A 24,948-nucleotide genomic window follows, 5' to 3' on the forward strand; every position below is an offset into this window, starting at 1 on the left:
CATGGCAGGATTCCGGCTCACCACCAAGGTCCAGGTCAGCGGCTGGCGCTTTCTCTTGCGTCGCGTCGAGCACGCGATCGTGCGCCGCGACACCCGCATGTTCGACGACCCGCTGCAGTTCTACAGCCGGGCGGTCATGTGTGGGGTCGTGATCGCCGTCGTCATCTGCATCGGCGCTGCATTGCTGGCGTACTTCAAACCGTTGGGCAAACGCGGCTCGGACACGCTGTTGGTCGACCGCACCACCAACCAGCTCTACGTCATGGTGCCCGGATCCGACAGCATCCGGCCGGTCTACAACCTGACCTCCGCGCGGTTGGTGCTCGGTAACGCCGCCACCCCGTCGGCGGTCAAGTCCGAAGAGCTCAACCGGATGACGAAGGGTCAGCCGATCGGCATTCCTGGTGCCCCGTACGCCACCCCGGTGGGCGCGCCGACCTCGACATGGTCGCTGTGCGACAACGTGATCAAGCCCGAGAGCGTCGCACCCCAGGTGGAGACGTCGGCGTTGGTGATGCCCTTGGCCATCGACGCCTCGGTGGGTCCGTTACGCCCGAACCAGGGTGTGCTGGTCACGTATCAGAATCTCACCTGGCTGGTGACCGCGGATGGCAGGCACGCCATCGACATGGCCGACCGGGCGGTGACCTCCGCGGTCGGCATCCCGGTCACCGCGCGGGCCACCCCGATCTCGGAGGCACTGTTCAACGCCCTGCCCAACGTCGGGCCGTTGAAACTGCCCGCCGTGCCGGGTGCGGGCGCGCCCAACAGCCTGGGGCTGGCACCGAATCTGGTGATCGGCTCGGTCTTCCGGACGCTGAACAACGATGTCGAACAGCGGTATGTCGTGTTGGCCGATGGGGTCGCCAAGGTCAACGGCACCACGTCGGCGGCGCTGCGCGCGACCAACTCCTTCGGGCTGATCACGCCGCCTTCGGTGGAGGCCAGCGATGTCGCCAGCATCCCTGAGCAGGTTTTCGTCTCGCCGCTGCCCGATGAGCCGATGGACATCCGGTTGCGCGCCGACGCGCCGACGCTGTGCTGGTCGTGGCAGCGCGACCCGGGCGACCAGGGGCCACGCCAGACCGTGATCAGCGGTAGGCACCTGCCCGTGCCGCCCACCCGGATGAACAGTGGCATCGACCAGATCTCGGGCAATGCCACCGTGTACATCGACGGCGGTCAGTACATCAGGCTGCAGTCGCCGGACCCGCGCTATGGCGAGAGCCTGTATTACATCGACCCACAGGGTGTCCGCTATGGACTGCCCAACGAGGACACCGCCTCATCGCTGGGACTCAGCGGACCGCTCACCGCGCCGTGGCAGGTGGTCAGCTGGCTCATCGACGGTCCGGTGTTGTCCAAGCAGGCCGCCCTGCTGGAACATGACACACTGCCGCCGAGCCCGAACCCCCGGAAGGTGACCGGCGAACTCGCCGCGCCTGCCGGTGCTGCCGCCCCAGCCGCGGGCGTGCCCGCGCCCGCACCGGGCGGCAACCTACCCGCCCAGGCTCCCGGATCACCGATGCCGCCGGAAGGAGCAGGTGGATGACCACCAAGAAGTTCACCCCGATCATCAAGCGCGGTCCCCGGCTGACACCCGGTGAAATCACCATCACCCCACCGGATGACCTCGGGATCGACATTCCGCCCTCGGGTATCCAGAAGGCGCTGCCCTGGGTGATGGGCGGCGGCATGCTCGGCATGATCGCGATCATGATCTTCACCGGGATCAGGCAGCTTTCGCCCTACATGCTGATGATGCCGCTGATGATGATCATGGCCACGGTCGGTTTCATGGCCGGCGGCGGACCTGGTGGCAAGCGCGTCCCCGAGATCAACGCCGACCGCAAGGAGTACCTGCGCTACCTGGCGGGGCTGCGAACCCGCGTGACCACCTCGGCTGCCGCCCAGGTCACCTTCTTCAACTATCACGCACCGCATCCCGAGGATCTGCTCTCGATCATCGGCACCAACCGGCAGTGGTCACGCCAGACCAACGCCGACTTCTATGCCGCCGTCCGCATCGGCGTCGGGTCCGAGCCCGCCGTCGATCGTTTGCTCAAACCAGCTGTGGGCGGTGAGCTTTCGGGTCCGGCCGGCGCGCCGCAACCGCATCTGGAGCCGGTCAGCCACATGTGGTTGATCAAGTTCCTGCGTACCCACGGCCTCATCCACGACTGCCCGAAGCTGGTGCAGCTGAGAACGTTCCCGACCATCGCCGTCGGCGGCGACGGTGCAAGGGCGGCGGCATTGCTGCGCGCCATGATCTGCCATCTCGCGGTGTTCCATCCGCCGGACCTCTTGCAGATCAGGGTGCTGACCGACAATCCGGAGGATCCGGATTGGGCGTGGCTGAAATGGCTTCCGCATGTACAGCATCAGACCGATACCGATTCCGCGGGTGCGACGCGGCTGGTGTTCACCCGGCCCGACGGGCTGGCCGACCTGACCGCGCGCGGCCCGCACACCGCCGATGCCGCGCCGAGCGGACCCTACGTGGTCGTGATCGACCTGACCGGGGGCAAGGCCGGTTTCCCCGTGGACGGCCGGGCCGGCGTCACCGTCATCACGCTCGGCAATCACCGCGGATCGGCCTACCGGATCCGGCTGGCCGACGACGGCACCGCCGACGACCGGCTACCCAACCAGACCTTCCGGCTGGTTGCCAACACCGCCGACCAGATGACGCCCGCCGCGGCGGGTCGGGTGGCGCGCAAGCTGGCGGGCTGGTCGATCACGGGCACGATCATCGACAAGAACACCCGGGTGCACAAGAAGGTTGCCACCGAATGGCATCAGCTGGTGGGCGCCCAGTCGGTCGAGGAGGTCACCCCCGCCCGGTGGCGGATGTTCGCCGACACCGACCGCGACCGGCTCCGGATCCCATTCGGCCACGAGCTCAAGACCGGCGACATCATGCACCTGGACATCAAGGAGGGCGCCGAGTTCGGTGCGGGCCCGCACGGGATGCTGATCGGCACGACCGGCTCGGGTAAGTCCGAATTCCTCCGGACCCTGATCCTCTCCCTGGCCGCCACCCACCACCCCGACCAGGTGAACCTGCTGCTCACCGACTTCAAGGGCGGCTCGACATTCCTCGGTATGGAGAAGCTCCCGCACACCGCGGCGGTGGTCACCAACATGGAGGAGGAGGCCGAGCTGGTCAGCCGGATGGGCGAGGTGCTCTCCGGTGAACTCGACCGCCGCCAGTCCATCCTGCGCCAGGCCGGTATCCAGGTCGGTGCGGCCGGTGCGCTCTCCGGCGTCGCCGAATACGAGAAGCATCGCGAGCGCGGTGCCGACCTCGCCCCGCTGCCGACGCTGTTCGTCGTCGTCGACGAGTTCGCCGAGTTGCTGCAGAACCACCCGGATTTCATCGCGCTGTTCGACCGGATCTGCCGCGTCGGCCGCTCGCTGCGCGTGCACCTGCTGCTGGCGACCCAGTCGCTCAACACCGGTGGCGTGCGCATCGATAAGCTCGAACCCAACCTGACCTACCGAATCGCGTTGCGCACCACGAGTTCCGCCGAATCGAAAGCCGTCATCGGTACCCCGGAGGCGCAGTACATCACGAACAAGGAAAGCGGCGTCGGCTTCCTGCGGGTCGGTATGGAGGACCCGGTGAAGTTCCGCAGCGTCTACACCGGGACCAACTACGTCCCGACATCGGTGATCACCACCAACGGGGATTCCGCGCCCCGGATCCAGGTGCCCAGCCAGGTACGAATCCAGCCGTTCACGGCCGCGCCGATGATGGATGCATCGCAGGTGACGTCCCGATGATCGCTAGCAGCGAGCAGCCGGAGGTGGATGGCTCATGACGTTGGATTCCGAGCCGCGCGTCCTGCGCGAAGTGGTGCTCGACCAGTTGACCACCGGTGAGGTGCGGGCCTACAAGATGTGGCTCCCGCCGTTGACCGATCCCACACCGGTCAACGAACTCGTCGAGCGTGATCAGCGCCGGCCGTTGCGATTCGGGCTCGGCATCATGGACGAGCCGCGCCGCCACCGCCAGGAGGTGTGGGGTATCGACGTGTCGGCCGCGGCGGGCAACATCGCGATCGGTGGGGCACCGCAGACCGGTAAGTCGACATTCCTGCAGACGCTGGTGTTGTCGGCGGCGGCGACTCACACCCCGCGCCAGGTGCAGTTCTACTGCATCGACCTCGGTGGTGGCGGGTTGATGTACCTCGAAGACCTGCCGCATGTCGGTGGAGTCGCCACCCGCTCGGAGCCCGACCGGGTGAACCGGGCCGTCGCCGAGATGAAAGCCGTTTTGCGGCAACGTGAGGCGATGTTCAAACAATATCGCGTCGGCTCGATCGCGTCGTACCGGCAGATGCGCGAGGACCCCAACCACCCGGCGTTCCACGATCCGTTCGGTGACGTGTTCCTGGTGATCGACGGCTGGCCGGCATTCGTCGCCGAGTTCCCGGACCTGGAGCCGGTGGTACAGGACCTGGCCGGCCAGGGATTGGCGTTCGGTGTGCACACCATCATCTCCACGCCACGCTGGACCGAATTGAAATCACGGGTCCGCGACTATCTGGGCACCAAGGTCGAGTTCCGACTCGGCGATGTCAACGAGACCCAGGTCGACCGGATGACCCGCGATATCCCCGCCAACCGCCCCGGACGGGCCATCTCGGGGGAAAAGCACCACCTGATGATCGGTGTGCCGCGTCTGGACGGCGTGCACAGCGCCACCGATATCGTCCCGGCCATCACCGCGGCGGTGGACCACATCGCGTCGCTGCACACCGACGAGGCGCCCCGGGTCCGCGTGCTGCCCGAACGCATCCACCTGCGCGAGCTCGATCCCACGCCGCCGGGCCCCGATGCCGACTACCGCACCCGGTGGACCATCCCGGTCGGCATCCGGGAGTCCGACCTGTCGGTGGCCTACAACAACATGCAGATCACGCCGCATCTGCTGATCTTCGGGGCTCCGAAGTCAGGTAAGACGACGATCGCGCATGCGGTGGCCCAGGCGATCTGCGCCCGCAACAGTCCGCAGCAGGTGCGGTTCATGCTGGCCGACTACCGGTCGGGCCTGCTGGATGCGGTGCCGCAGAGCCATCTGCTCGACGCCGGCGCGGTGAACCGCAACAGCGCCTCGCTGGAGGAATCCATCAAGGCGCTGGCCGTCAACCTCAAGAAGCGTCTGCCGCCGCCGGATCTGACCACCGCGCAGCTGCGGGCCCGGTCGTGGTGGACCGGCCCGGACGTGGTGCTGCTGGTCGACGATTGGCACATGATCGTGGCGGCATCCGGGATGGTGCCGCCCATGACACCGCTGGCGCCATTGCTGCCCGCCGCGGCGGATATCGGCCTGCACATCGTGGTGACCTGCCAGATGAGCCAGGCGCACCGGGCCACCATGGACAAGTTCGTCGGTGCCGCGTTCGGCGCCGGATCCCCCACCCTGTTCCTCTCCGGTGAGAAAACCGAGTTCCCCTCGAGCGAGTTCAAACTGAAGCGAAGGCCCCCTGGCCAGGCACTTCTCATCTCTCCCGACGGCAAAGAGGTCGTTCAGGCGGCCTATATCGATCCCCCCTCAGAAGAAGTGTTCGGAGCACCCCCGAACGGTGGTTAATATGGATTGGTAGCCACTCAGCGAATTTGCCGGTGGCTAGGCAGCAAATGGGGTCGGGGGAACGATTCTTATGCAACAGAGCACTATTTCTGTCTCCCTTCTCAGTTTTTGCATCCAGGCTTTTCCGACGATGTGAGGAGGTACGCAAATGCAACCGATGGCACACAATCCCGCTGTTCTCGGTGTCGGGAACCAGGTGATTGCGAACGGATCCCGGGGTTTGGCCACTGGAACCGCAGCCACCGCCGAAGCGTCGGCGCTGTTGCCGGCCGGAGCGGAAGAGGTATCTGTGCAGGCAGTCCTGGCGTTCGCCAGTGAAGGTGCGCAGATGGCGGCGCTGAACGCGTACGCCCAGCAGGAGCTGGCGCGTGCCGGAGCTGCCTACCTCGAGGCGACCGGTATCTACACGACCGCCGACGCCCAGGCCGCCGCGACGCTGTCCTGACCGGGGCGCGCGAATAACCCGCTATCGAGACTGAGTCCAGCAAATGGTTGCCTCAATTCCCCCTGTGCCGTTTGTGTACGGGGCACTGCCGCCGGAGGTGAACACCGGCCGGTTGATGGCCGGTGCCGGTGCGGCGCCCATGTATCAGGCTGCCGCCGCATGGGAGTCCTTGGCGATTGCGTTGGAGACCCAGGCCGAGGAGCTCTCGGCCAGCCTCGCGTCGCTCGCGGGTTCCTGGCAGGGCGGGGCCAGTGAGCAGGCGGTCCAGGCGACCACGCCCATGGTCGTCTGGTTGCACACTGCCGCCCTACAGGCCCAGAAACGGGCCATGCAGGCGATCGCGCAGGCCAATTCGTATCTGCTGGCCATGGCTGTGACGCCGCCGTTGGTCGAGATCGAGGCCAACCACGTCACGCACGCGGTCTTGGAAGCGACCAACTTCCTCGGCGTCAACACCGTGCCGATCGGGGTCAACGAGTTCGACTACTTCGTGCGGATGTGGACCCAGGCGGCCGTCGCGATGCACGGTTACCAGGCGGAGACGGCTGCCAACACCATGTTCGAACCGATCCCACCGCTGAAACCGATCGTGATGCCCGGTGTCGGTGAGGCAGCCCTGGGGTTCGCCTCGGGCAAGATCGCCGCCACCCTTCCGGGTTCGGCGATGCGGGAGCTGGCGTTCGCGCAGGTGACCGCTCAGGCGAGCATCGAATCGGCCGCACTGCATGTCGGACGTGCCGCGGCGAACAGCAATGCGGCGATGGTATCGGCGCAAACCCAGGCGCGTAAGGGTGAGAACACCGCTCAGCAGGCACAGGGCGAGCCCGAGCAGCTGATGCAGGGCGCGCAGCAGGGCGCACAGATGGGTATGCAGGTCGCCTCGCAGGTGGGCTCGATGCTTACCCAGGCTCCGCAGCAGATGATGCAGACGGTCACCCAGCCGATGCAGCAGATCCTCGCGCCGATGCAGCAGGTCAGTTCGATGTTCGGCCAGCTCGGTGGCGGTCTGAACAAGGGTGCGCAGTTCGGGCTGATGGGTGCCAGTCCGTTCTCCAACCATCCGTTGGCCGGTGGCACCGGTGCCGGAGCCGGTGCCGGGCTGGTGCGCGCGGCATCGCTGCCCGGCGCGGGCGGCACGCTGGCCAGTACACCGTTGATGAGCGGGTTGCTCGGACAGACGGCGGGGGCCGCGGCCCCGGTCGGTGCGGCGGCCGGCGGTGCGGGTTCGGGGTTGGCCCCGGTCGGCAACGGTGCCGGCGGCGGACCCATGGGGGGCATGGGGCAGGGAGCGAAACGCGGTACGAATCGGCAGAGCCTGGCGGCGCCGTCCGCCCTCGCCCACGACCTGGGTGAGGACGAGGACGAGGACGACGACTGGTGAACCGTCAACCGACACAAGACTTCCCGGCCGAGGGGGCTGGAAGACTCGCCATCAGTGGTGAGGACACAGGAAAACAGAAAGAGTACAGAGCATGGCAACGATGAATACAGATGCCGCTGTCCTCGCCAAGGAGGCGGCCCACTTCGAGAGCATCTCCGGCGAGCTCAAGGGAGTGATCTCTCAGGTCGAGGCCACCGGTGGTGCGCTCGCGGCCCAGATGGTCGGTCAGGCAGGCACCGCGGCGCAGGCAGCGCTGCTGCGCTTCCATGAGGCCGCCGCGCGACAGGTTCAGGAGCTGAACGACATCTCCCAGAACATCCAGACTTCGGGCATGCAGTACACCACCGCGGACGAGGACCAGGCCGGCACGCTTTCGTCGGCCATGAACCTCTGACCTCTACCAACTTCCAAAGGAGATAAGACATGTCGCAACAGGTATGGCAGTTCGGCGGTATCGAAGGTTCCGCAGGCGAGATCCATGGCGCCGTCGGCGTCACCCAGGGTCTGCTCGACGAGGGCAAGGCCTCGCTCGCCTCGCTCGCCTCGGTGTGGGGTGGCTCGGGTTCGGAGGCCTACCAGGCCGTGCAGATGCGGTGGGACAGCACCTCGGCCGAGCTGAATGCCGCGCTGCAGAATCTCGCGCAGACGATCAGCGAGTCCGGGCAGCACATGCAGCAGATCGAGCATGGCGTCACCGGGATGTTCGCCTAGTCCAAGCGCACCAAGGGGTGGGCGGATTAGCCTTTGGGCATCCGCCCACTCCGTGCGTTTTACAACGTGTTTTCACTGGCACGACTTTGAGAGGTGCTTATGTCGGCAGACTATGACCGGCTGTTCCATTCCTCCGGCGCGTCCGACGCTGCCGACGAGGATGCCGCGGCACGCCGTGAGGGTGCATCCCCGATGCCGGTGAACGCCTCCGGTGCGGGCAGCGCGGGTTATGCCGGCGAGCACACTCCACCGCCGATGCCGATCGCACCCACCCAGGCCGCCGCGGCCCCGCCGCCGGCCGCTGCCGCGCCGCCACCCAGTGCTTCCGAAGTGACCAGCCAGATTCCGGTCACCGGGCCGCAGCACGTCCAGAACGGCATGATGCGCACCCCGCAGACCGCCCAGCCCGCGGGTGCTCGATTCGAACAACAGACCTTCGCACCGCCGCCACCGCCTCGTTCCGCGCCCGCGCCCGCGCCGAGCGCGCATTACAACGACACGATGGAGACGGGCTGGACCCCGTCCAGCGCGCCGGCTCCCACCGGACAGCCCGCCCCGACATCGGCGGCCACCATGGGCAACCACCGGGCCATCGACGCGCTGTCACACGTCGGGGTTCGCACAGCGGTCAAGATGCCGTCGCAACGCGGCTGGCGTCACTGGCTCTACCTGCTGACGCGGATCAACATGGGCCCGTCACCGGATGAGCTCTACGAGATGGACCTACAGGCTCGGGTGCGCCGGAACGCCAGGGACTCCTATCAGATCGGGGTGTTCGGGCTCAAGGGCGGCGTCGGCAAGACAGCGGTCACGGTTGCTCTCGGCTCGGCACTGAGCCGGGTCCGCGGCGACCGGATCCTGGCCATCGACGCGGACCCGGATTGCGGTAACCTCGCCGATCGCGCCGGTCGGCAGTCCGCGGCGACCATCGCAGACCTGTTGTCGGACAAGGAATTGTCCCGATACAACGACATTCGCGCCTACACCAGCATGAACGCGGCCAACCTGGAGGTGCTGTCCTCCGAGGAGTACAGCGCGGCCCGGCGCGAGTTCAACGAAGAAGACTGGAAGGGCGCGGTCAGCGTCGTATCCCGCTACTACAACCTGGTGTTGGCCGACTGTGGCGCGGGATTGTTCCAACCGGCCTCGCGCGGGGTGTTGGCGACCGTCTCGGGCATGGTCATCGTCGCCAGCGCGTCCATCGACGGCGCACGCCAGGCGGCGGTGACCATGGACTGGTTGCGCCAGAACGGATACCAGGATCTCCTCGGACGATCCTGTGTGGTGATCAACCACGTGACACCGGGCAAGACCAATATTGACGTCGAAGATCTGGTGCAGCAGTTCGAGCGGCACGTTCCGCCCGGCCGGGTCGTCGTGCTGCCGTGGGACAAGCACATCGCCGCGGGTACCGAGATCCAGCTGGACCTGCTCGGTAAGACATTCCAGCGCCGAATCCTTGAGCTGGCCGCGGGTCTGTCCGACGACTTCGACCGGCTCGAACGGCGTTGACCGCGACGGCCGCGCCTTCGGGGGCGACAGGGACGACACCGGTCACGCCGGGTAGACCCGCAACCACCCGGGTCACCATCCTGACCGGGCGGCGGATGACCGACCTGGTCCTGCCCGCATCGGCACCCATCGAGACCTACATCGACGAGACGGTATCGGTGCTCGCCGATCTGCTCGACGATTCGCCACCGGATGTGCTGGCGGGCTTCGACTTCAAGGCCCAGGGCGTCTGGGCGTTCGCCCGTCCGGGCGCGCCGCCGATGAAGGCCTCGGAATCCCTCGACGAGGCCGGTGTCGTCGACGGTGCGCTGCTGACGCTGGTGTCGGTGAGCCGGACCGAACGGTACCGCCCGCTGGTCGAGGACGTGATCGACGCGATCGCGGTGCTCGATGAGTCCCCTGAGTTCGATCGCACCGCACTGAACCGGTTCGTCGGGCTGGCCATCCCGGTCGTGTCGACGATCGCGACCGTGGTTGCGCTCGTGGCCTGGACGCAATCCGGCAAGGACTGGTGGTGGTCCATCGCGTTGGCGCTGTTGGGCCTCGGGCTGGTGGGTGGCGCCATGATCGCGCGCTCCCGCTACGAGAACGTGAACCTGTCCGAAAGCCTGGTGGTGGCAGCGCTTCCGGTGCTCGCCGGCGCGGCGGCGCTGGCGGTGCCGCTGCCCCGCGAGGCCGACGGGCTGGGCGCACCCCAGGTCGCCGGGGCTGCCGCGGTGGCTCTGCTCTACACCCTGGCCACCCGTGGTGGCCCGCGCAGACGCGCCAGCGTCGCGGCCTTCGCCGCGGTGCTTTCGGTGGCGATCACCGCGGGTGCCATCGCGTTCGGTTATGGCGGGCAGGAGTGGGTTCCGGCCGGTGCCATCGCCTTCGGGCTGATCGTGGTCACCAATGCCGCCAAACTGACGGTGGCGGTTGCCCGTATCGCGCTGCCGCCCATTCCCGCTCCTGGCGAGGCGGTGGCCAACGACGAGCTTCTCGACCCGGTATCGCGCCCCGATGGTGCGGACGAGGAGACGCCGACCTGGCAGGCGATCATCGCCTCGGTGCCCGACTCCGCTGCCCGGCTGACCGAGCGCAGTGAGCTGTCCAAGCAGCTGCTGATCGGATTCCTGACCGCGGGTGCCTCGGTGCTGGCCGCCGGCGCGATCGCCGTTGTGGTCCAGGGACATTTCTTCCTGCACAGTCTGATCGTCGCCGCTCTGGTCACGGTCATCTGTGGCTTCCGGTCGCGGCTCTACGCCGAGCGTTGGTGCGCCTGGGCGCTGATGGCCGTCACTGTCGCCGTGCCGACCGGCGTCACCGTCCGGCTCTGCCTGTGGTTCCCCGACCAGTCCTGGCTGGTGCTGGGAATCTATCTGCTGCTGGCCATGGTCGCGCTGATCATGGTGGGGGCCACCGACAACGTCAACCGGCTCTCGCCGGTGACCAAACGGATCCTGGAACTCCTCGATGGCGCGTCGATCGCGGCGGTGATCCCGCTGCTGCTGTGGATCGCCGGGGTGTACGACCTACTGCGTAACCTGCGCTTCTAGGTACCGGTGATCTCCGCGACGGCCTCGTTGAGCCGGTCGCGGTCGGCAGCGATCGACTCCGAGGCCACCTCGGTGGCGTTGCGCAGCGCCTCGTTGAGACGGCCTTCGATGGTGTGCGACCCCAGTCGCAGGAGCCCGTCGGCCAGATAGACGTCGACGAGGCGGTGGTGACCGTTCAGCGTGACCTCCACGGTCTCGGATTCATCCGTGGCCGTGAAGGATTCGCTGTCCATCTTGTGCAACTGAGCGTCCATCAGCTCTTGCAACCGGCCGGCCTGACGTAGCACGGCCGCCACTTCCGGATGCATCTGTTCGCTCACTTGGATTCCTTGTCCTGCACGTCTTTACGCCGCCGTTGACCGATCACCGGTTCGGTGTAGGGGCGGTCTTCGGTGTACAGCTCCTCATCGGGGGAGAAACGCGAGTCGCGGCGCTTCTGCTGGCCCTGCTGGGCGCCGCCGCCGTGGCCCATACCGCCCATGCCACCACCCATACCCATGCCGCCGCCCATGGCCGATGCCGGTATCGCACCGCCGGTGCCACCCGCGCGTGCGCCACCGGCCGCAGGACCCGGGGCTACCGTCTCGGCCCCGACGCTGGGCTGCAACGGCATCGCCGGGACACCGCCACCAGCACCACCGCCGGATCCACCTCCGGAACCGCCACCGCCGACGCCGGCCGGCGATACACCGGGATCGTCGAGATCGGGCATTCCCGTATCGGGCAGGCCGCCCCCGGGCAGACCACCACCGGGCAGTCCACCGGACGGCGCACCACCACCGCCGGGCTTCCCACCGCCGGACGGTGCGCCACCACCGGACGGTGCGCCGCCGCCGGACCCCGACCCCTGGCCCGAGGACGGTGATCCCGTCTGCGGCGAGCCGGAGGGCTGGCCGTTCTGCGGTGACATCGAGGCCGGTGATACCGCCGGCTGGCCACCTCCCGGCGCACCACCATTACCGCCACCGCCGCCGGTGCCTTCCGGCGCGAGCGGTTGACCCGGTACCTGCGCGTTGGCGATGGGGATGCGGGGCGGCGGTGGAGTCTGCACCGGAGGCATATTGGAGACGGCGGCGTAATCCTGGCGCAGGTCGTCGGAACGTTCCTGCAGTGCCGCCATCTTCTGTTGGATCTGCGCCATGGCCTCACCCTGACCAGGCTGTCCGACAAGACCGGCGAGCTGTGCCTCAAGTGCCTTGTACTGGTTGTAGATCGGGGTGTGGTTCGCGCGCGTCGCTGTATGAGCGGCAAGAAGTACCTGCGCCTCATTGGCGAGTTTGTCCCACGCCTCGGCGAGATCGGTGACCCATTGCGCATATTCGTTGATCTTGGCTATCGCGGCGTCGGCCGCGTCACCTTCCCACCCGCCCGCGAACCCGCCGGTGTCATTGCGCCGCGCGGCACTGGCAGCCGCGGTGAACTCCGCCGCAGCGGCTTTGAGCGAGACGCCGTGGTCGCCCTCCTGCAGAGCCATCTCCGCGGCCTCGACATCCTTGTAACCACCTGGGGAGGCCATGGCGAAAGCGCCGAGCTCGGGCAGCTGAGGATTGGATCCCGAGGGTTGCTTGACGGTGATCCGGTCGACGGCGCCTGCGCGGGCATCGCTGTCCATGGCATCGGCGTACGCACGGTCCACTTCCCGGTAGGCCGTCGCCGTGTCACGCAGCATCTGGTTGAGGGCGGTGTTCTGCGCTTCCGCGATCTTCTGGCACTCGATCAACGCCGCGGCGTTCTTGTTGAGGTTATCCACCGCGGTCGCGGAGTTCGGCAGACCGTCGGGGGCGGCGATATTGGCCTCGACCGGAGACCACTCGGCCTCATCGCGCAGTTTGGCCAACATGTCCAACGAATCGGGTATGACCCGCACACCGTCACCCATGACTATCGCCCCCCGATCATCACACGGTCTCCAAAGCCATCTGGTAGCGACTCTCCTCGCGCGGGTTGATCAGCCGGATCGGCAGCTGACTATGCCGCGGGGTCTCGATGTAGTTGCTGCGCAGTACAACTCGTCCGACTCCCGGATGCGTGCCGAGGTAGGTCGTCGCATTCGGCCAGGCCACCTTGGCCACCTGCCCGACTCGGCCGTTGACGAAGCCGGCGAACTCGCCGAACTGCGGGCCGAGGGTCACCACGCCACCGGCGGCTGCGGAGCGGATGACGAACTGGGTGAACAAACGGGCATCACCGAGGTTGATGCTGGAGTCGACGTCGTCGAAAGGCATGTACACCGGGTAGCGATCAGCGGTCTCACCGATGAGCACTCCGGCCGAGCCGATGGGCAGTTCGTAATGCCGGTCGGTCACCGGACTCTCGCCGAGCAGCGCGGCACGCTGACCGCCGAACAGACATGAAAAGCCGCGAGGGGTCGTCGGATTGGCGAGTGTGGTCAGCAGCACCGTCGTGGTCGGCGCATGGCCAGGCCGTAACCGGACGCGGGTGATGGTGTGGTCGGCGCGGGCCGACCACCAGACATCGGGCCCGCCGGGAGCCACGTAGGCCACCGTGAAGCTGCTGCGGCCCTTGATCGACGACCACGATTCGCGCTCGAAGCTTATCTCGGTGGCACGGTCGAAATCGTCGAAGCTGCGGCCACACCGTGCGTCGATCCCGTTACCGGCCAACTGATCTGCGATACGGGTCGCCGACGCGACGAGGTAGCGGGCCAACCCGGAGACGCCGGTGTCGCGGCGCAGTGCGGGGCGGCGGGTCGACTCCGGATCCGCGCGCAGCACGATCCAGGTCCGCCGGTTGGCCGGCGCCGGATACGGGCCGACAACCTGGTCGTAGAGCGCGACCAGGTTGGCAGGCGCGGTCTTGCCGACCCGATAACCGGCTGCCACCACGTCGGCCTCCAGTTCGGGGCAGTGCGCGGCGAGCAGGTTCTGTACCAGGCGGGTGTCCACCACATCGTCGGTGAAGGCCTCACCGTCGACGAGCACGGTCGGGGTGAACGGGCGGGGGATCAACTCGATGAGGGCGACCAGGTAACCGTCCTGCCAGCGCACCGCGACGTGGTCACCGGGCAGCACCGTGGCCCCGACGGCGGGTGCCGACGGCGGCGGGGGCGGGACGGAGAGTCGGCGTCGCCAGGCGAACAGCGCCGCGATCCAACCGGTGAACCGCCGACCGCGCACCGTCAGGGTCGTCGCGATGGCGAGCAGGACGCTCAACGTGATGCCCAGCCACAGCAGATCCAGCGTCGTGAAAATCGCGATCAAGGCGGGAATCAGGGTGGCCGCCCACAGCAGATGCCCGGTCGTGAACCGAAAACCGAACTGACCGAGGAACTCCTTCATCGGCGTCTCATCGCCCGTCGCGCCAACGCACCGATGCCCAGCACCAGCGCCAGGCCCACCCCGCTCAGCACCACCATCGTGATGGGGCCGCGGTCCGGCGGCTCGATGACCACCGGCGGTGGCAGCTGCTTGACGCGGTACGGCGCGACCTTCGGTCCGTCCGGTACGTCCCAGGTCAACGCGGCGACCGGATCGATGACCCCGGCGCCGACGTAGTTGTCGACACCACCGCCGGGATGGCGTGCCGTCGCGGTGATCCGGTGCATGATCTGCGCTGCGGTGAGCTCGGGGAAGCGTTGCTTGAGCAGGGCGGCCAAACCCGACACATAGGCGGCGGCGAAGGATGTGCCTGCGATCGGGATGGGGCCATCGGCGCCGGCGAGAGCGTTGACCGGATTGCCGTCATAGCCCAGGGCGGTGATGTTCTCGGCGGGAGCGGCGGCGTCCACCCACGGGCCCGACATCGAGAAGGTGCTGGGCTGTCCGGTCTGGCCGATGCCGCCAACGGTCAGCACCAGCGGCGAGTACCAGGCGGGCGAGACGATGGTCTGAACCTGCCGCCAACCGCGCGGGTCGTCCGGTTCGTCGGCTTCCGGCGGTGGATTCTGGGTGCAGTCCTGCCCGGTGTTTCCGGCGGCGACGACCACGACCGCGCCCTTGATGTTGACCGCGAAGTTGATCGCCGCCCCGACGGTGGCCTCGTCGATCGGTCGGGTGGCTTTGTAACAGGCGGCCTCACTGATGTTGATGACCTGCGCGCCCATGTTGGCGGCGTGCACGATCGAACGCGCGAGGCTGCGCAGCGAACCGGCCGTCTGAGTGGTATTGGGGTTGTTCGGATCCTGGCGCGCACCCACCGGCTGAAAGTTGTCCGAGGTCTGGCGCAGCGAAAGGATGCGGGCGTCCGGTGCCACACCGATGAACGCATCCGTCGGGGCCCCGCGGCCGGCGATGATGGCCGCGGTCAGGGTGCCGTGGGAGTCGCAATCCGACATCCCATTTCCGGCCTTGTCGACGAAATCCCCACCGGGCTCGGCGGGTACCCGCGGCGATCCGTTGACGCCGGTGTCGATCACCGCGACGGTGACCCCGGCACCGGTGGCGAACTTCTGCGCGTCGGCGAGCCGCAGGTAGTCGCTGGCCCAGGGCTTGTCGGTGAAATTCGAGTTCGGGAAGACGATCGGCGCCGAACACTGCCGTCGTTGTTCGGTCGGCTGGTCGGGGCCGGTCTCGTCCGGGGGAACGGCCCCGGCGTCGATCACCGGCGGCTCGACGGCACCGGCGGGCGGTGCCGCCACGATGAGCAGAGCCGGCGGCGCTGTCAGCAACACCAGTGCCAGGGTGGCCAGCAGTACACCGATGCGTCGCACGGTCTGTTCACTCCCCTTTGCAGTCCCCGGGTGCCGGATGTGCTGGCACATCCGGCAGCAAAGCGAAGGCCGCCGTTCGGCGACGCATCGTGTCACGTCAGCCTAGGTCGGCCTTCGCCAGAGCAAGTTTACGGGGGTGTAGACGGGGTACGTTCCGCTTTCTTGCGTGCTGCTCAGGCGTCCAGATCTTTGGCCACCAGCTCGGCGATCGAGGCCAGGGCTGCCGAGTCCTCGGAGCTGACGGTCACCTGGGCTCCGTTACCCGCACCCAGGGTCATGATCATCAGCGCCGATCCCGCGTCGACGGGTTCCCCGCCGTCCAGCGACAGGGTGACCTCGGCACCGGAGTTGGTGACGGCTTCGGCGATGATGGCGGCCGGCCGGGCGTGCAGACCGATGGCGGATCCGACGGTGACGGTCTTCTCGGGCATTCTTTCTCTCCTTGTTTATCTGGGGTTGGGTGCTGCTGTCTCAGGCGGCGACGGCTTGCCGCGGCTTGACGAACTGTTTGGCGGCGACCACCGCGGCGGCCGCCGCGATGGTTCCCGCGGCCAGTGACACGAGGAACCAGATCAGGTTGCCGATCGCGAAGAAGACGAAGATGCCGCCGTGCGGTGCGCGCAGCGTCACATCGAAGGCCATGCACAGCGCCCCGGTGATGGCACCGCCGAACATCATCGAGGGGATGACGCGCAGCGGGTCGGCCGCGGCGAATGGGATGGCACCCTCGGAGATGAAGGCGGCGCCCAGCAGCCAGGCGGCCCGGCCGTTCTCCTTCTCCGGCTCGCTGAACAGGCTCGGGCGGACCGTGGTGGCCAGCGCCATGGCCAGCGGGGGCACCATGCCGGCGGCCATCACGGTCGCCATCACCTCGAACGAGGCGGTGGTGGCGGCGGCCAGGCCCGCGGTGGCGAACGCATAAGCGGCTTTGTTGACCGGACCACCCAGGTCGAAGCACATCATCAGGCCGAGGATCACGCCCAGCAGGATGGCCGAGGTACCGGTCAGTCCGTTGAGCCAGTCGGTCAGCCCGGTGTTGATCAACGCCAGCGGGCGACCGATGAGCAGGAACATGATGAGGCCGACGACCAGTGAGGCGACCAGCGGGATGATGACGACCGGCATCAGTCCGCGCAGCCAGCGCGGGACGTCGATGCGGCTGATCCACAGTGCGGTGAAGCCGGCGATCACGCCGCCGACGATGCCGCCGATGAAACCGCCGCCGACGAACACGGCGAGCGCACCCGCGGTGAAGCCCGGAGCGATACCCGGCCGGTCGGCGATGGCGAACGATATGTAGCCGGCCAGGGCGGGCACCAGGAATCCGAATGCCAGACCGCCGAGGCTGAACAGGATGGCCCCGAAGTACTGGGCCAGTCCGCCGTCGGGGAGGTTGCTCAAGGAATTGTTCAGGGCGATGTCATTGGCGACATCGGCGATCTCGTAGCCGCCGAACAGGAAGCCCAGCGCGATCAGCAGACCGCCGGCAGCCACGAACGGGATCATGTAGCTGACGCCGGTGAGCAGGATCTGTCGGGTTCGGGTGCCCCAGCCGACATTCGACGAGCCCTCGGTCGCCTCGTCGGCCGGACCACTACCCTCCACTCGGGCGGCCTTCGGATTGCTCGATGCGGCAACGGCTTCGGAGATCATGGCATCGGGTTCGTTGATGGCGCGTTTCACACCGGAGGCGATGACGGGCTTACCGGCGAACCGGCCGCGGTCCTTCACGCCTACATCGGTGGCGAAGATGACCGCATCGGCTGCGGCGATCGTCGCCGCAGGCAGTGGTGTGCTTCCCGACGAGCCCTGGGTTTCCACGACGAGGTCCACATCGGCGCGTTCGGCGGCCAGTTTGAGCGCATCGGCGGCCATGTAGGTGTGCGCGATTCCGGTGGGGCACGCGGTGATCGCGACGATGCTCTTCTTGCCTGCCGGTGCCGATGGTGCCGTGGGGACCGCGGCAGGCGCGGGTGCGGCAGGCGCCGGGTTCACCACACCGTCGACCAGTGCGACGAGCTCACCGGCGGTTGGCGCGGCACGCAGCTGTTCGACGAAGTCCTTGCGCACCAGCGCGCGAGCGAGGCTGGAGAGCAGCTTGAGGTGATCGGAGCCGCCCGATTCCGGTGCAGCGATGAGGAATACCAGGTCGGCCGGGCCGTCCGGAGCGCCGAAGTCCACGGCCGGGGACAGCCGGGCGAAGCCGATCGTGGGGGCATCGACATACGGGGACCGGCAGTGCGGGATGGCGATGCCGCCGGGCAGGCCGGTGGCCGACTGGGCCTCGCGGGCCAGCGCCGCCGCGATCAGGCCGTCGGTGTCAGAGGTGCGACCGGCACCGGCGAGCAGGCCGGCGAGTCGGCCGATGACGGCCTCCTTGTCGGTCCCGGCGTCGGTGTCGAGGAGCACCAGGTCGGTCGTGATGACCGGAGCGGAAGTGGACATGACCAAACTTTCTGTGGGAGTCAGGATTCGGTGTGTGCGGGGGAGATGGCCCGCACGGGGACGGCATCGAGGTGGAGCTGGTCGGGCGAGGGCAGGGCGGAACCGGGCAGCGCGGCCGCGGCACTTCCGTAGGCGACCGCCATCTGCAGCCGCTCGGCTGGGTCGGCTCCCGCCTGTTCGGCGCGCACATAACCGGCCAGTGACGAATCCCCGGCCCCGACGGTGCTGCGCGGGGTGATCGGTGGTGAGCCGGCCAGCCAGCTGCCCGACGGATCCACCAATACCGCACCGGCGGCACCGAGCGTGACCAGCACGCTGCGGGCGCCACGGTCGACCAATTGCCGCGCCGCGGCGACCACCGGACCCGGATCGCCCTGGGCGGCGGCATCTTCGAGCTCCTGGCCCGAGGTTCCGGTCAGCCCGGCCAGCTCGTCGGCGTTGGGTTTGATCAGGTCGGGCGCGGCGGTGCCGAAGGCATCGGCCAGTGCGGTGAGCGGGGCGTCCGAGGTGTCGACGGCCACCCGGCAATCCGACCCGGCGAGCTCGGCGACCACGTCGGCGTACCAGCTCGTGGGCACACCCGGCGGCAGCGAGCCCGACAGCACAACCCAGCTGGCGGTGCGCGCGGCGTCGATGACCGTGCGGGTGAGCTCATCCAGCGCCGCGGCGTCCAACGTCGCGCCGGGGGCATTGAGTTTGGTTGTGGTGCCGTCGTTTTCGGTGACGGCGATATTCGTGCGCACGGGCGCCGGGACGGCCACGGCGCGGAACGGGACAGCTGCGGCACGCAGGGAGGTGAGGAACGGATCGTCGGCAGCAGCAGGTAACACGGCCACCGTGTCCAGACCCGCAAGGCCGAGTGCGCGGGCCACGTTGACGCCCTTGCCGCCGGGCTCGTCGGTGACCGAACTGAGGCGGTGTACCGCGCCGCGGGTGAGGGTGCCCGGCAGCGTGACCGTGCGGTCGATGCTGGGGTTCGGGGTGACGGTGACGATCATGCGGTTGCTCCTGCGCAGATGATGTCGATACCGCAACCGCTGAGTTCGGCATGGGTGCCGGGGCTGATCTCGGTATCGGTGATGATGGCGTCGACACTGGACAATGCGGCGAAGCTGTGGAGCTCCTCGCGGCCCATCTTGGATGAATCCGCAGCGACCACAACATAATTGGCACAGTTGACCATGGCCCGTTTGATGGCAGCCTCCTCGGCGTCGGGTGTGGACAGGCCGTGTCGGGCGGTGATGCCGTTGGTTCCGATGAACGCGATGTCGACCCGTAGTTGCTCGAGGGTCTGCAGGGCCTGTTCGCCGACGCAGGCCTGGGTGAGGCCGCGAACCCGACCACCGAGCACCTGCAGGGACACCGATGTCACGGTGGACAACCGGCCGGCGACCGGAATCGAGTTGGTCACCACCACCAGTTCGCGGTCGGTCGGGATGGCCGCGGCGATGCGGCTGGTGGTCGTGCCGGCGTCCAGCAGCACGCTGCCCCCACCGACCGGAAAGAACTCGGTTGCCGCCGCGGCGATGGCGTCCTTGTATGGCGCCCGGGTGGCATCGCGTTCGTCGACGTCCTGCTCGACGAGGTGCAGGGCCCGAGCCGGAACGGCACCGCCGTGCACGCGCCGGAGCAGGCCCGCTTTGTGCAGCACCGCGAGGTCACGTCGCACGGTTTCGGTGGTCACGTCATAGGCGGTGGCGAGCTCGGCGACCGAGGCGCGGCCACGCTGGATCACCAGGGCGGCGATGGCCTGCTGGCGTTCCTCGGCGTACATCGGGCTCCGTCCGGGGGTGGCACGATCTGCTGAAATGTTGATATGTGTGGTTTTACGCTTGTTTCTGTTGACTTGTCAATGCTTTCTTGTAATCTGAATCACATGAGTTCCTCATCAGTGACCGACTCGAAGGTCCTTTACGGCGTCCCGGTGGTCGCGGGTGTCGCCTATGCGCCGGTGATCCGTCCCGGTTCCCGACCGCAGGTCACCGAACAGCCGGCGGCCGAGCTTGCCGAAGCCGATCGTCCGGCCGAGGTCGAGCGGCTCAAGGAGGCCGCCGCGACCGTTGCGGCCAGGTTGCGTGATCGTGCCGGACACGCCACCGGCGTGGCATCGGAAGTGCTGGCGACCACCGCCGCCCTGGCGCAGGACCGCGCCTGGCTCGGTGACGCCGAGAAGCGGGTCAACACAGGCATTCCCGCGCCGCAGGCGGTGGGTGCGGCCATCGACAAGATCGCCGACGTGTTGTCCAAGGCCGGGGATCTGATGGCCGAACGCGTCACCGACCTACGCGATATCCGAGATCGGGTGCTGGCCCAGCTCGCCGGTCTCCCCGAACCCGGCGTCCCGACCCCGGACAACCCGTCGATCCTGTGCGCGGAGGATCTCGCGCCCGCCGATACCGCCGGGTTGGATCCGCGACTGGTCGTGGCATTGGCGACCACCCTCGGTGGGCCGACGAGCCACACCGCGATCATCGCGCGCCAGTTGGGGATTCCGTGCGTTGTTGCCGTGGACGGACTCGACGAGGTGCCGGTCGGGGTGCCGGTGATGGTCGACGGTGCCCTCGGCACCGTGACGGTGGCCCCGGACGCCGCCGACGCCGCGCGCGCCGTCGAGACCTCTCGGGCCGAGGCCGATCGGGTCGCCAGATGGAAGGGCCCCGGCGCGACCGCCGACGGGCACGCCGTCGCGGTGCTGGCCAACGTCCAAGATGGAGCCGCGGCGCAGGCGGCCCGCCGGACACCGGCCGAGGGTGTCGGGTTGTTCCGCACCGAACTGTGCTTTCTCAACCGCGATACCGAGCCCTCGGTGGAAGAGCAGGCGCGGATCTACGGCGAGGTGCTGACGGCGTTCGAGGGTCGTAAGGTCGTCATCCGAACCCTCGACGCGGGTTCGGACAAGCCGCTGAAGTTCGCCGGTCATCCCGATGAGGCCAACCCGGCGCTCGGCGTGCGCGGTGTGCGGATCTCCTTCGGCAACCCGGGATTGATGACGCGTCAGCTCGAGTCGATCGCGGCGGCCGCCGCCGCCACGGGTGTCGATCCATGGGTGATGGCCCCGATGATCGCCACCGCCGACGAGGCGACAACATTTGCCGAACAAGCACGGTCATTCGGACTGACACCGGGGGTGATGATCGAGATTCCGGCGGCGGCTCTGTTGGCCGGCCGGATCCTTGAGCATGTCGACTTCCTGTCCATCGGCACCAATGATCTGGCCCAGTACACGATGGCCGCGGATCGGATGTCGGCCGAACTTGCGACGCTGACCGACCCGTGGCAACCGGGGGTGCTGGCGCTGGTGGATATGACGGCCAGGGCCGGCGCGGCGGCCGGTAAGCCGGTCGGTGTGTGCGGGGAGGCTGCGGCCGATCCGATGCTGGCCTGCGTGTTGGTGGGGATGGGCATCACGTCGTTGTCGGCAGCGGCGACGGCGGTACCGGGCGTCGGCGCCGCGCTGGCCGCGGTGACCTTGGACCAATGCCGAACCGCCGCCGAAGCCGTTCTGGCGACGGCCAGCGCGGCCGATGCGCGGGCGGTGGCGTCGGAGATCCTGAGCTGAGACGCAACTCGCCGCGAGCGCGCACGGTGTGCACGGCTCGCGGCGAGCTGGTGAGAAGTCGCGCTAGAACCAGGCTTTTCGCCCACCGACCGGGCGTCCGACCGCGCCGAGAATCCACAACACGACACCGACGACCACAAGGATCGCTCCGATCGTGTACAGGATCGACAGACTCGTGAAATAGCCGATGATCAGCAAGATGACGCCGAGGATGATCATGATGATTCCCATCCGTAGAAGTGTTGACGGACCGGTGAATTTCCCTATCCGTCAAAACTCAAACCATGATCGTTCTTGACCGTGCCGACGGGAATGAATCGGACCGCAGTCCGGTTACTTGATACATGCCTGCGATCACTGCCGACACCCTGACCCTGCCGCGCATCGCGGGGCCGACTCCCGCCGAGACCGACCGGCCGGTCCGGTCACTGACGACCGGCCCTCGCGGCTACGAAGGGGAAGGCTTCCCCGTGGTGCGCGCCTTCGCCGGTGTCAGCGCCGCCGATCTGGATCCTTTCGTGCACATGGACCAGATGGGTGAGGTCGAGTATCAACCCGGTGAGCCGCGGGGTACCGATTGGCACCCCCACCGCGGTTTCGAGACGGTCACCTACATGCTCGACGGCCGTTTCGCTCACCAGGATTCGCATGGCGGTGGCGGTCTCATCACCGATGGCGCCACCCAGTGGATGACGGCGGGTTCCGGCATTCTGCACATCGAGACACCGCCGGCCGAGTTGGTCGAGAGCGGTGGGCTCTTCCACGGCGTGCAGCTGTGGGTGAACCTGCCGCGCAAGGACAAGTTCGCTGCCCCGCGCTATCAGTCGATCGAGGGTGCCACGGTGGGGCTGCTGTCCTCCGAAGACGGTGGCGCGCTGGTCCGGGTGATTGCCGGTGAGATCGCCGGGTACCAGGGTCCTGGCAGCACTCACACCCCGATCACCTTGACGCACAACACCATCGAGCCCGGCGCGCGGCTCAGCCTGCCGTGGAACCGAAGCTACAACGCCCTGGTCTACATCCTGTCCGGGCGCGGCACCGTCGGCCCGGTCGGTCACCCGATCCAGCAGGGACAGCTCGCCGTCCTGGGGCCCGGCGACCGCATCGTCATCACAGCAGACGAAGGCCAGGACGCCCATCGCCCGGCACTGGAGGCGCTGGTGCTCGGTGGCCAACCGATCCGTGAACCGGTGGTCCAGTACGGACCGTTCGTGATGAACACCCGGGCCGAGGTCCTGCAGGCGCTCGACGATTTCAACGCGGGTCGGTTCGGCTCCCTGCCGCCCGATGCGCTGATGCCGCACCGGGTCGGCTGAGTGTTTGCTGTGATTTGGCGGTCGCGTTACCACGCAACGAACGTCCGATAGCGGGGTCTGCGGGCTGTGGCAGAATTTGACTGTGCCGCATACAGCCAGCAGGGGTCCGGGTCGTCCGCCGGCGGCAAAAGCCGCCGAGACCCGCGAGCGAATTTTGCAGGCGGCGCGCGAAGTCTTCAGCGAACTCGGTTACGACGCAGCGACATTCCAGGCGATCGCGGTCCGGTCTGATCTGACGCGGCCGGCCATCAATCACTACTTCCCGAGCAAGCGTGCGCTTTACCGTGAGGTGGTCGATCACACCAACGCCGTCGTGGTGCAGACCGGGATCGAACGGGCTCGTTCGGAGACGACGCTGCTGGGCCGATTGTCGAAGTTCTTCGCGATCGCGGTGCAGGCCGACAGCAAGGACCGCTCGGCCGCCGCGTTCCTGGTGACCTCGGTGCTCGAGGCGCAGCGGCACCCGGAACTCAGCCAGGACGGCCACGACCCACTGGCCAGCTCGCGGGAATTCGTCAGGTGGGCCGTCGGCGCGGCGGTCGACACCGGTGAGCTAACCGCCGATGTCGATATCGACACGGTCGTCGAGATGCTCGTCGCGCTGATGTGGGGGATGGGTTTCTACTCCGGATATGTCGGTACCCACGACCGATCCGAGGCGGTGATCGCCCAGTTGGAACTGCTGCTGGCAAACAAGCTGTTCCGTCCGGTCGGGTAACTGGATACGCCCGCTACGCACCGTCGAATAGGCAACCTAACCTTCGCCTAGCATGGGGTGATGAGTTCCTTGCGCTCCCATGACGACACCTGGGATATCGACACCAGCGTCGGCACCACGGCCGTCATGGTGGCGGCCGCCCGGGCCGCCGAGACGGCGGCAGCCGACCCGCTGATTTCCGACCCGTACGCGCGCATCCTCGTCGACGGTGCCGGCGGCGGACCGTGGAGCATGATGCTCGACGAGGATTTCGCCGCCCGCGCCGAGGAGATCGATCCCGAGGCGGCGGTCCTGTTCACGCATATGGGCAACTACCAGGCCGTGCGCACCCGGTTCTTCGATGATTATTTCGCCGCGGCCGGTCTGCGGCAGGTGGTCATCCTGGCCTCGGGCCTCGACTCTCGGGCATTCCGGCTGACCTGGCCGGCGGACACCACGGTCTTCGAGATCGACCAGCCCAAGGTTCTGGAGTACAAGCGGCAGGTTCTTGCCGAGCACGGTGTGCAGCCGACGGCGACCCGTGTCGAGGTCGCGATCGATCTGCGTCAGGACTGGCCGACGGCCCTGCGAGCCGCCGGTTTCGATGACTCCGTACCGACGGCGTGGTTGGCCGAGGGTCTGCTGATGTATCTGCCAGGTGACGCGCAGGATCGGCTCTTCGAGCAGATCACCGAGCTCAGCGCGCCCGGTAGCCGGATTGCCGCCGAGACGGCGCCGATGCAGGCCGAGGAACGTCGGGCCCAGATGAAGGAACGCTTCGACCGCATCAAGGAGAAGTTCGGTCTCGCCGACAGCGTCGATGTCGGCGAGCTGATGTACAACGATCCCGACCGGGCGGATCTGGCGCCGTGGTTGGCCGGGCACGGTTGGGACAGTGCCGCGGTCAAGGCCGCAGATGAGATGCGCATTCTTGATCGGTGGGCCCTCCCGGAGGGCCCGGACATTCCCGACGACGACGCGTTCTCGCAGTTCGTCACCGCGACGAGGCGCTGACGCAGTTCGGCCGACGGGCGATTCGACCCTTACGAAGGGCCCAACCAACTGGTTAGGATCGAGTT

Annotated in this window: 22 protein-coding genes; 13 read left to right on the plus strand and 9 right to left on the minus strand. The window is 67.6% G+C overall.

What is annotated here, in order from left to right:
• Position 1 precedes the first annotated feature (1 nt).
• The 9 genes from eccB to eccD all read left to right on the plus strand — a co-directional run bounded on the left by eccB (position 2) and on the right by eccD (position 11,183).
• Positions 2 to 1,552 (plus strand): type VII secretion protein EccB, encoded by a 1,551-nt coding sequence (gene eccB / locus IC40_RS0101625; RefSeq protein WP_030133029.1) that lies wholly within the window; start codon positions 2 to 4, stop codon positions 1,550 to 1,552.
• On the plus strand, positions 1,549 to 3,786 hold the full coding sequence (gene eccCa / locus IC40_RS0101630; RefSeq protein ID WP_030133030.1) for a type VII secretion protein EccCa: 2,238 nt from the start codon (positions 1,549 to 1,551) through the stop codon (positions 3,784 to 3,786). The genes eccB and eccCa overlap by 4 nt, the downstream gene beginning before the upstream one ends.
• A 34-nt stretch (positions 3,787 to 3,820) precedes the next feature.
• Positions 3,821 to 5,599 carry a type VII secretion protein EccCb gene (gene eccCb / locus IC40_RS0101635; protein WP_030133031.1) on the plus strand — a complete coding sequence of 593 codons (1,779 nt, stop codon included), beginning with the start codon at positions 3,821 to 3,823 and terminating at the stop codon, positions 5,597 to 5,599.
• 157 nt (positions 5,600 to 5,756) lie between these two features.
• On the plus strand, positions 5,757 to 6,044 hold the full coding sequence (locus IC40_RS0101640; RefSeq protein WP_418888656.1) for a PE domain-containing protein: 288 nt from the start codon (positions 5,757 to 5,759) through the stop codon (positions 6,042 to 6,044).
• A gap of 43 nt (positions 6,045 to 6,087) precedes the next feature.
• The gene (locus IC40_RS0101645; RefSeq protein WP_030133032.1) at positions 6,088 to 7,425 is read left to right on the plus strand and encodes a PPE family protein; all 1,338 of its coding nucleotides are present in this window, start codon (positions 6,088 to 6,090) and stop codon (positions 7,423 to 7,425) included.
• Positions 7,426 to 7,516: 91 nt separating this feature from the next.
• Complete coding sequence (locus IC40_RS0101650) at positions 7,517 to 7,819, plus strand: WXG100 family type VII secretion target (protein ID WP_030133033.1); 303 nt, start codon at positions 7,517 to 7,519, stop codon at positions 7,817 to 7,819.
• 29 nt (positions 7,820 to 7,848) lie between these two features.
• On the plus strand, positions 7,849 to 8,136 hold the full coding sequence (locus tag IC40_RS0101655; RefSeq protein WP_030133034.1) for a WXG100 family type VII secretion target: 288 nt from the start codon (positions 7,849 to 7,851) through the stop codon (positions 8,134 to 8,136).
• Positions 8,137 to 8,235: 99 nt separating this feature from the next.
• Positions 8,236 to 9,648, plus strand: coding sequence for a MinD/ParA family ATP-binding protein (locus IC40_RS0101660; protein WP_030133035.1), 1,413 nt, complete (start codon positions 8,236 to 8,238; stop codon positions 9,646 to 9,648).
• Positions 9,645 to 11,183 carry a type VII secretion integral membrane protein EccD gene (gene eccD, locus IC40_RS0101665; RefSeq protein WP_081843287.1) on the plus strand — a complete coding sequence of 513 codons (1,539 nt, stop codon included), beginning with the start codon at positions 9,645 to 9,647 and terminating at the stop codon, positions 11,181 to 11,183. The genes IC40_RS0101660 and eccD overlap by 4 nt, the downstream gene beginning before the upstream one ends.
• Here the strand turns inward: eccD and IC40_RS0101670 are convergent.
• The 8 genes from IC40_RS0101670 to IC40_RS0101705 all read right to left on the minus strand — a co-directional run bounded on the left by IC40_RS0101670 (position 11,180) and on the right by IC40_RS0101705 (position 20,071).
• Positions 11,180 to 11,503: a YbaB/EbfC family nucleoid-associated protein gene (locus IC40_RS0101670; RefSeq protein ID WP_030133037.1), complete on the minus strand. Its 324-nt coding sequence runs from the start codon at positions 11,501 to 11,503 to the stop codon at positions 11,180 to 11,182. The two genes, eccD and IC40_RS0101670, sit on opposite strands and share 4 nt — an antisense overlap.
• Positions 11,500 to 13,062 (minus strand): PPE domain-containing protein, encoded by a 1,563-nt coding sequence (locus IC40_RS28425; protein WP_030133038.1) that lies wholly within the window; start codon positions 13,060 to 13,062, stop codon positions 11,500 to 11,502. The genes IC40_RS0101670 and IC40_RS28425 overlap by 4 nt, the downstream gene beginning before the upstream one ends.
• Before the next feature lie 19 nt (positions 13,063 to 13,081).
• A complete protein-coding gene (gene eccE / locus IC40_RS0101680; protein WP_030133039.1) occupies positions 13,082 to 14,482 on the minus strand; it encodes a type VII secretion protein EccE in 1,401 nt (466 codons plus the stop codon).
• On the minus strand, positions 14,479 to 15,852 hold the full coding sequence (gene mycP, locus IC40_RS0101685) for a type VII secretion-associated serine protease mycosin (protein WP_030133040.1): 1,374 nt from the start codon (positions 15,850 to 15,852) through the stop codon (positions 14,479 to 14,481). The genes eccE and mycP overlap by 4 nt, the downstream gene beginning before the upstream one ends.
• A 173-nt stretch (positions 15,853 to 16,025) precedes the next feature.
• A complete protein-coding gene (locus tag IC40_RS0101690) occupies positions 16,026 to 16,283 on the minus strand; it encodes an HPr family phosphocarrier protein (RefSeq protein ID WP_030133041.1) in 258 nt (85 codons plus the stop codon).
• A 40-nt stretch (positions 16,284 to 16,323) separates the two neighbouring features.
• The gene (locus IC40_RS0101695) at positions 16,324 to 18,297 is read right to left on the minus strand and encodes a PTS fructose transporter subunit IIABC (RefSeq protein WP_030133042.1); all 1,974 of its coding nucleotides are present in this window, start codon (positions 18,295 to 18,297) and stop codon (positions 16,324 to 16,326) included.
• A gap of 20 nt (positions 18,298 to 18,317) precedes the next feature.
• Positions 18,318 to 19,295, minus strand: coding sequence for a 1-phosphofructokinase (gene pfkB, locus IC40_RS0101700; RefSeq protein ID WP_030133043.1), 978 nt, complete (start codon positions 19,293 to 19,295; stop codon positions 18,318 to 18,320).
• Positions 19,292 to 20,071: a DeoR/GlpR family DNA-binding transcription regulator gene (locus IC40_RS0101705; RefSeq protein ID WP_030133044.1), complete on the minus strand. Its 780-nt coding sequence runs from the start codon at positions 20,069 to 20,071 to the stop codon at positions 19,292 to 19,294. The genes pfkB and IC40_RS0101705 overlap by 4 nt, the downstream gene beginning before the upstream one ends.
• A gap of 42 nt (positions 20,072 to 20,113) precedes the next feature.
• Between IC40_RS0101705 and IC40_RS0101710 the strand changes: the two genes are divergently transcribed.
• Positions 20,114 to 21,856: a phosphoenolpyruvate--protein phosphotransferase gene (locus IC40_RS0101710; RefSeq protein WP_030133045.1), complete on the plus strand. Its 1,743-nt coding sequence runs from the start codon at positions 20,114 to 20,116 to the stop codon at positions 21,854 to 21,856.
• Positions 21,857 to 21,919: 63 nt separating this feature from the next.
• On the opposite strand, the gene IC40_RS27450 is transcribed toward IC40_RS0101710, so the two are convergent.
• Entirely contained in the window at positions 21,920 to 22,075 is a 156-nt protein-coding gene (locus IC40_RS27450) for a hypothetical protein (protein WP_023985078.1), read from the minus strand.
• A gap of 125 nt (positions 22,076 to 22,200) precedes the next feature.
• On the opposite strand from IC40_RS27450, the gene IC40_RS0101720 reads away from it, so the two are divergent.
• The 3 genes from IC40_RS0101720 (at position 22,201) to IC40_RS0101730 (ending at position 24,883) form a co-directional block, all read left to right on the plus strand.
• Entirely contained in the window at positions 22,201 to 23,172 is a 972-nt protein-coding gene (locus IC40_RS0101720; RefSeq protein ID WP_030133046.1) for a pirin family protein, read from the plus strand.
• Positions 23,173 to 23,254: 82 nt separating this feature from the next.
• On the plus strand, positions 23,255 to 23,890 hold the full coding sequence (locus IC40_RS0101725; RefSeq protein ID WP_030133047.1) for a TetR/AcrR family transcriptional regulator: 636 nt from the start codon (positions 23,255 to 23,257) through the stop codon (positions 23,888 to 23,890).
• A gap of 60 nt (positions 23,891 to 23,950) precedes the next feature.
• Complete coding sequence (locus IC40_RS0101730) at positions 23,951 to 24,883, plus strand: class I SAM-dependent methyltransferase (protein WP_030133048.1); 933 nt, start codon at positions 23,951 to 23,953, stop codon at positions 24,881 to 24,883.
• Positions 24,884 to 24,948: the final 65 nt, after the last annotated feature.

The organism is Mycolicibacterium neoaurum ATCC 25795 (assembly GCF_000691525.1).
GTDB lineage: Bacteria > Actinomycetota > Actinomycetes > Mycobacteriales > Mycobacteriaceae > Mycobacterium > Mycobacterium neoaurum.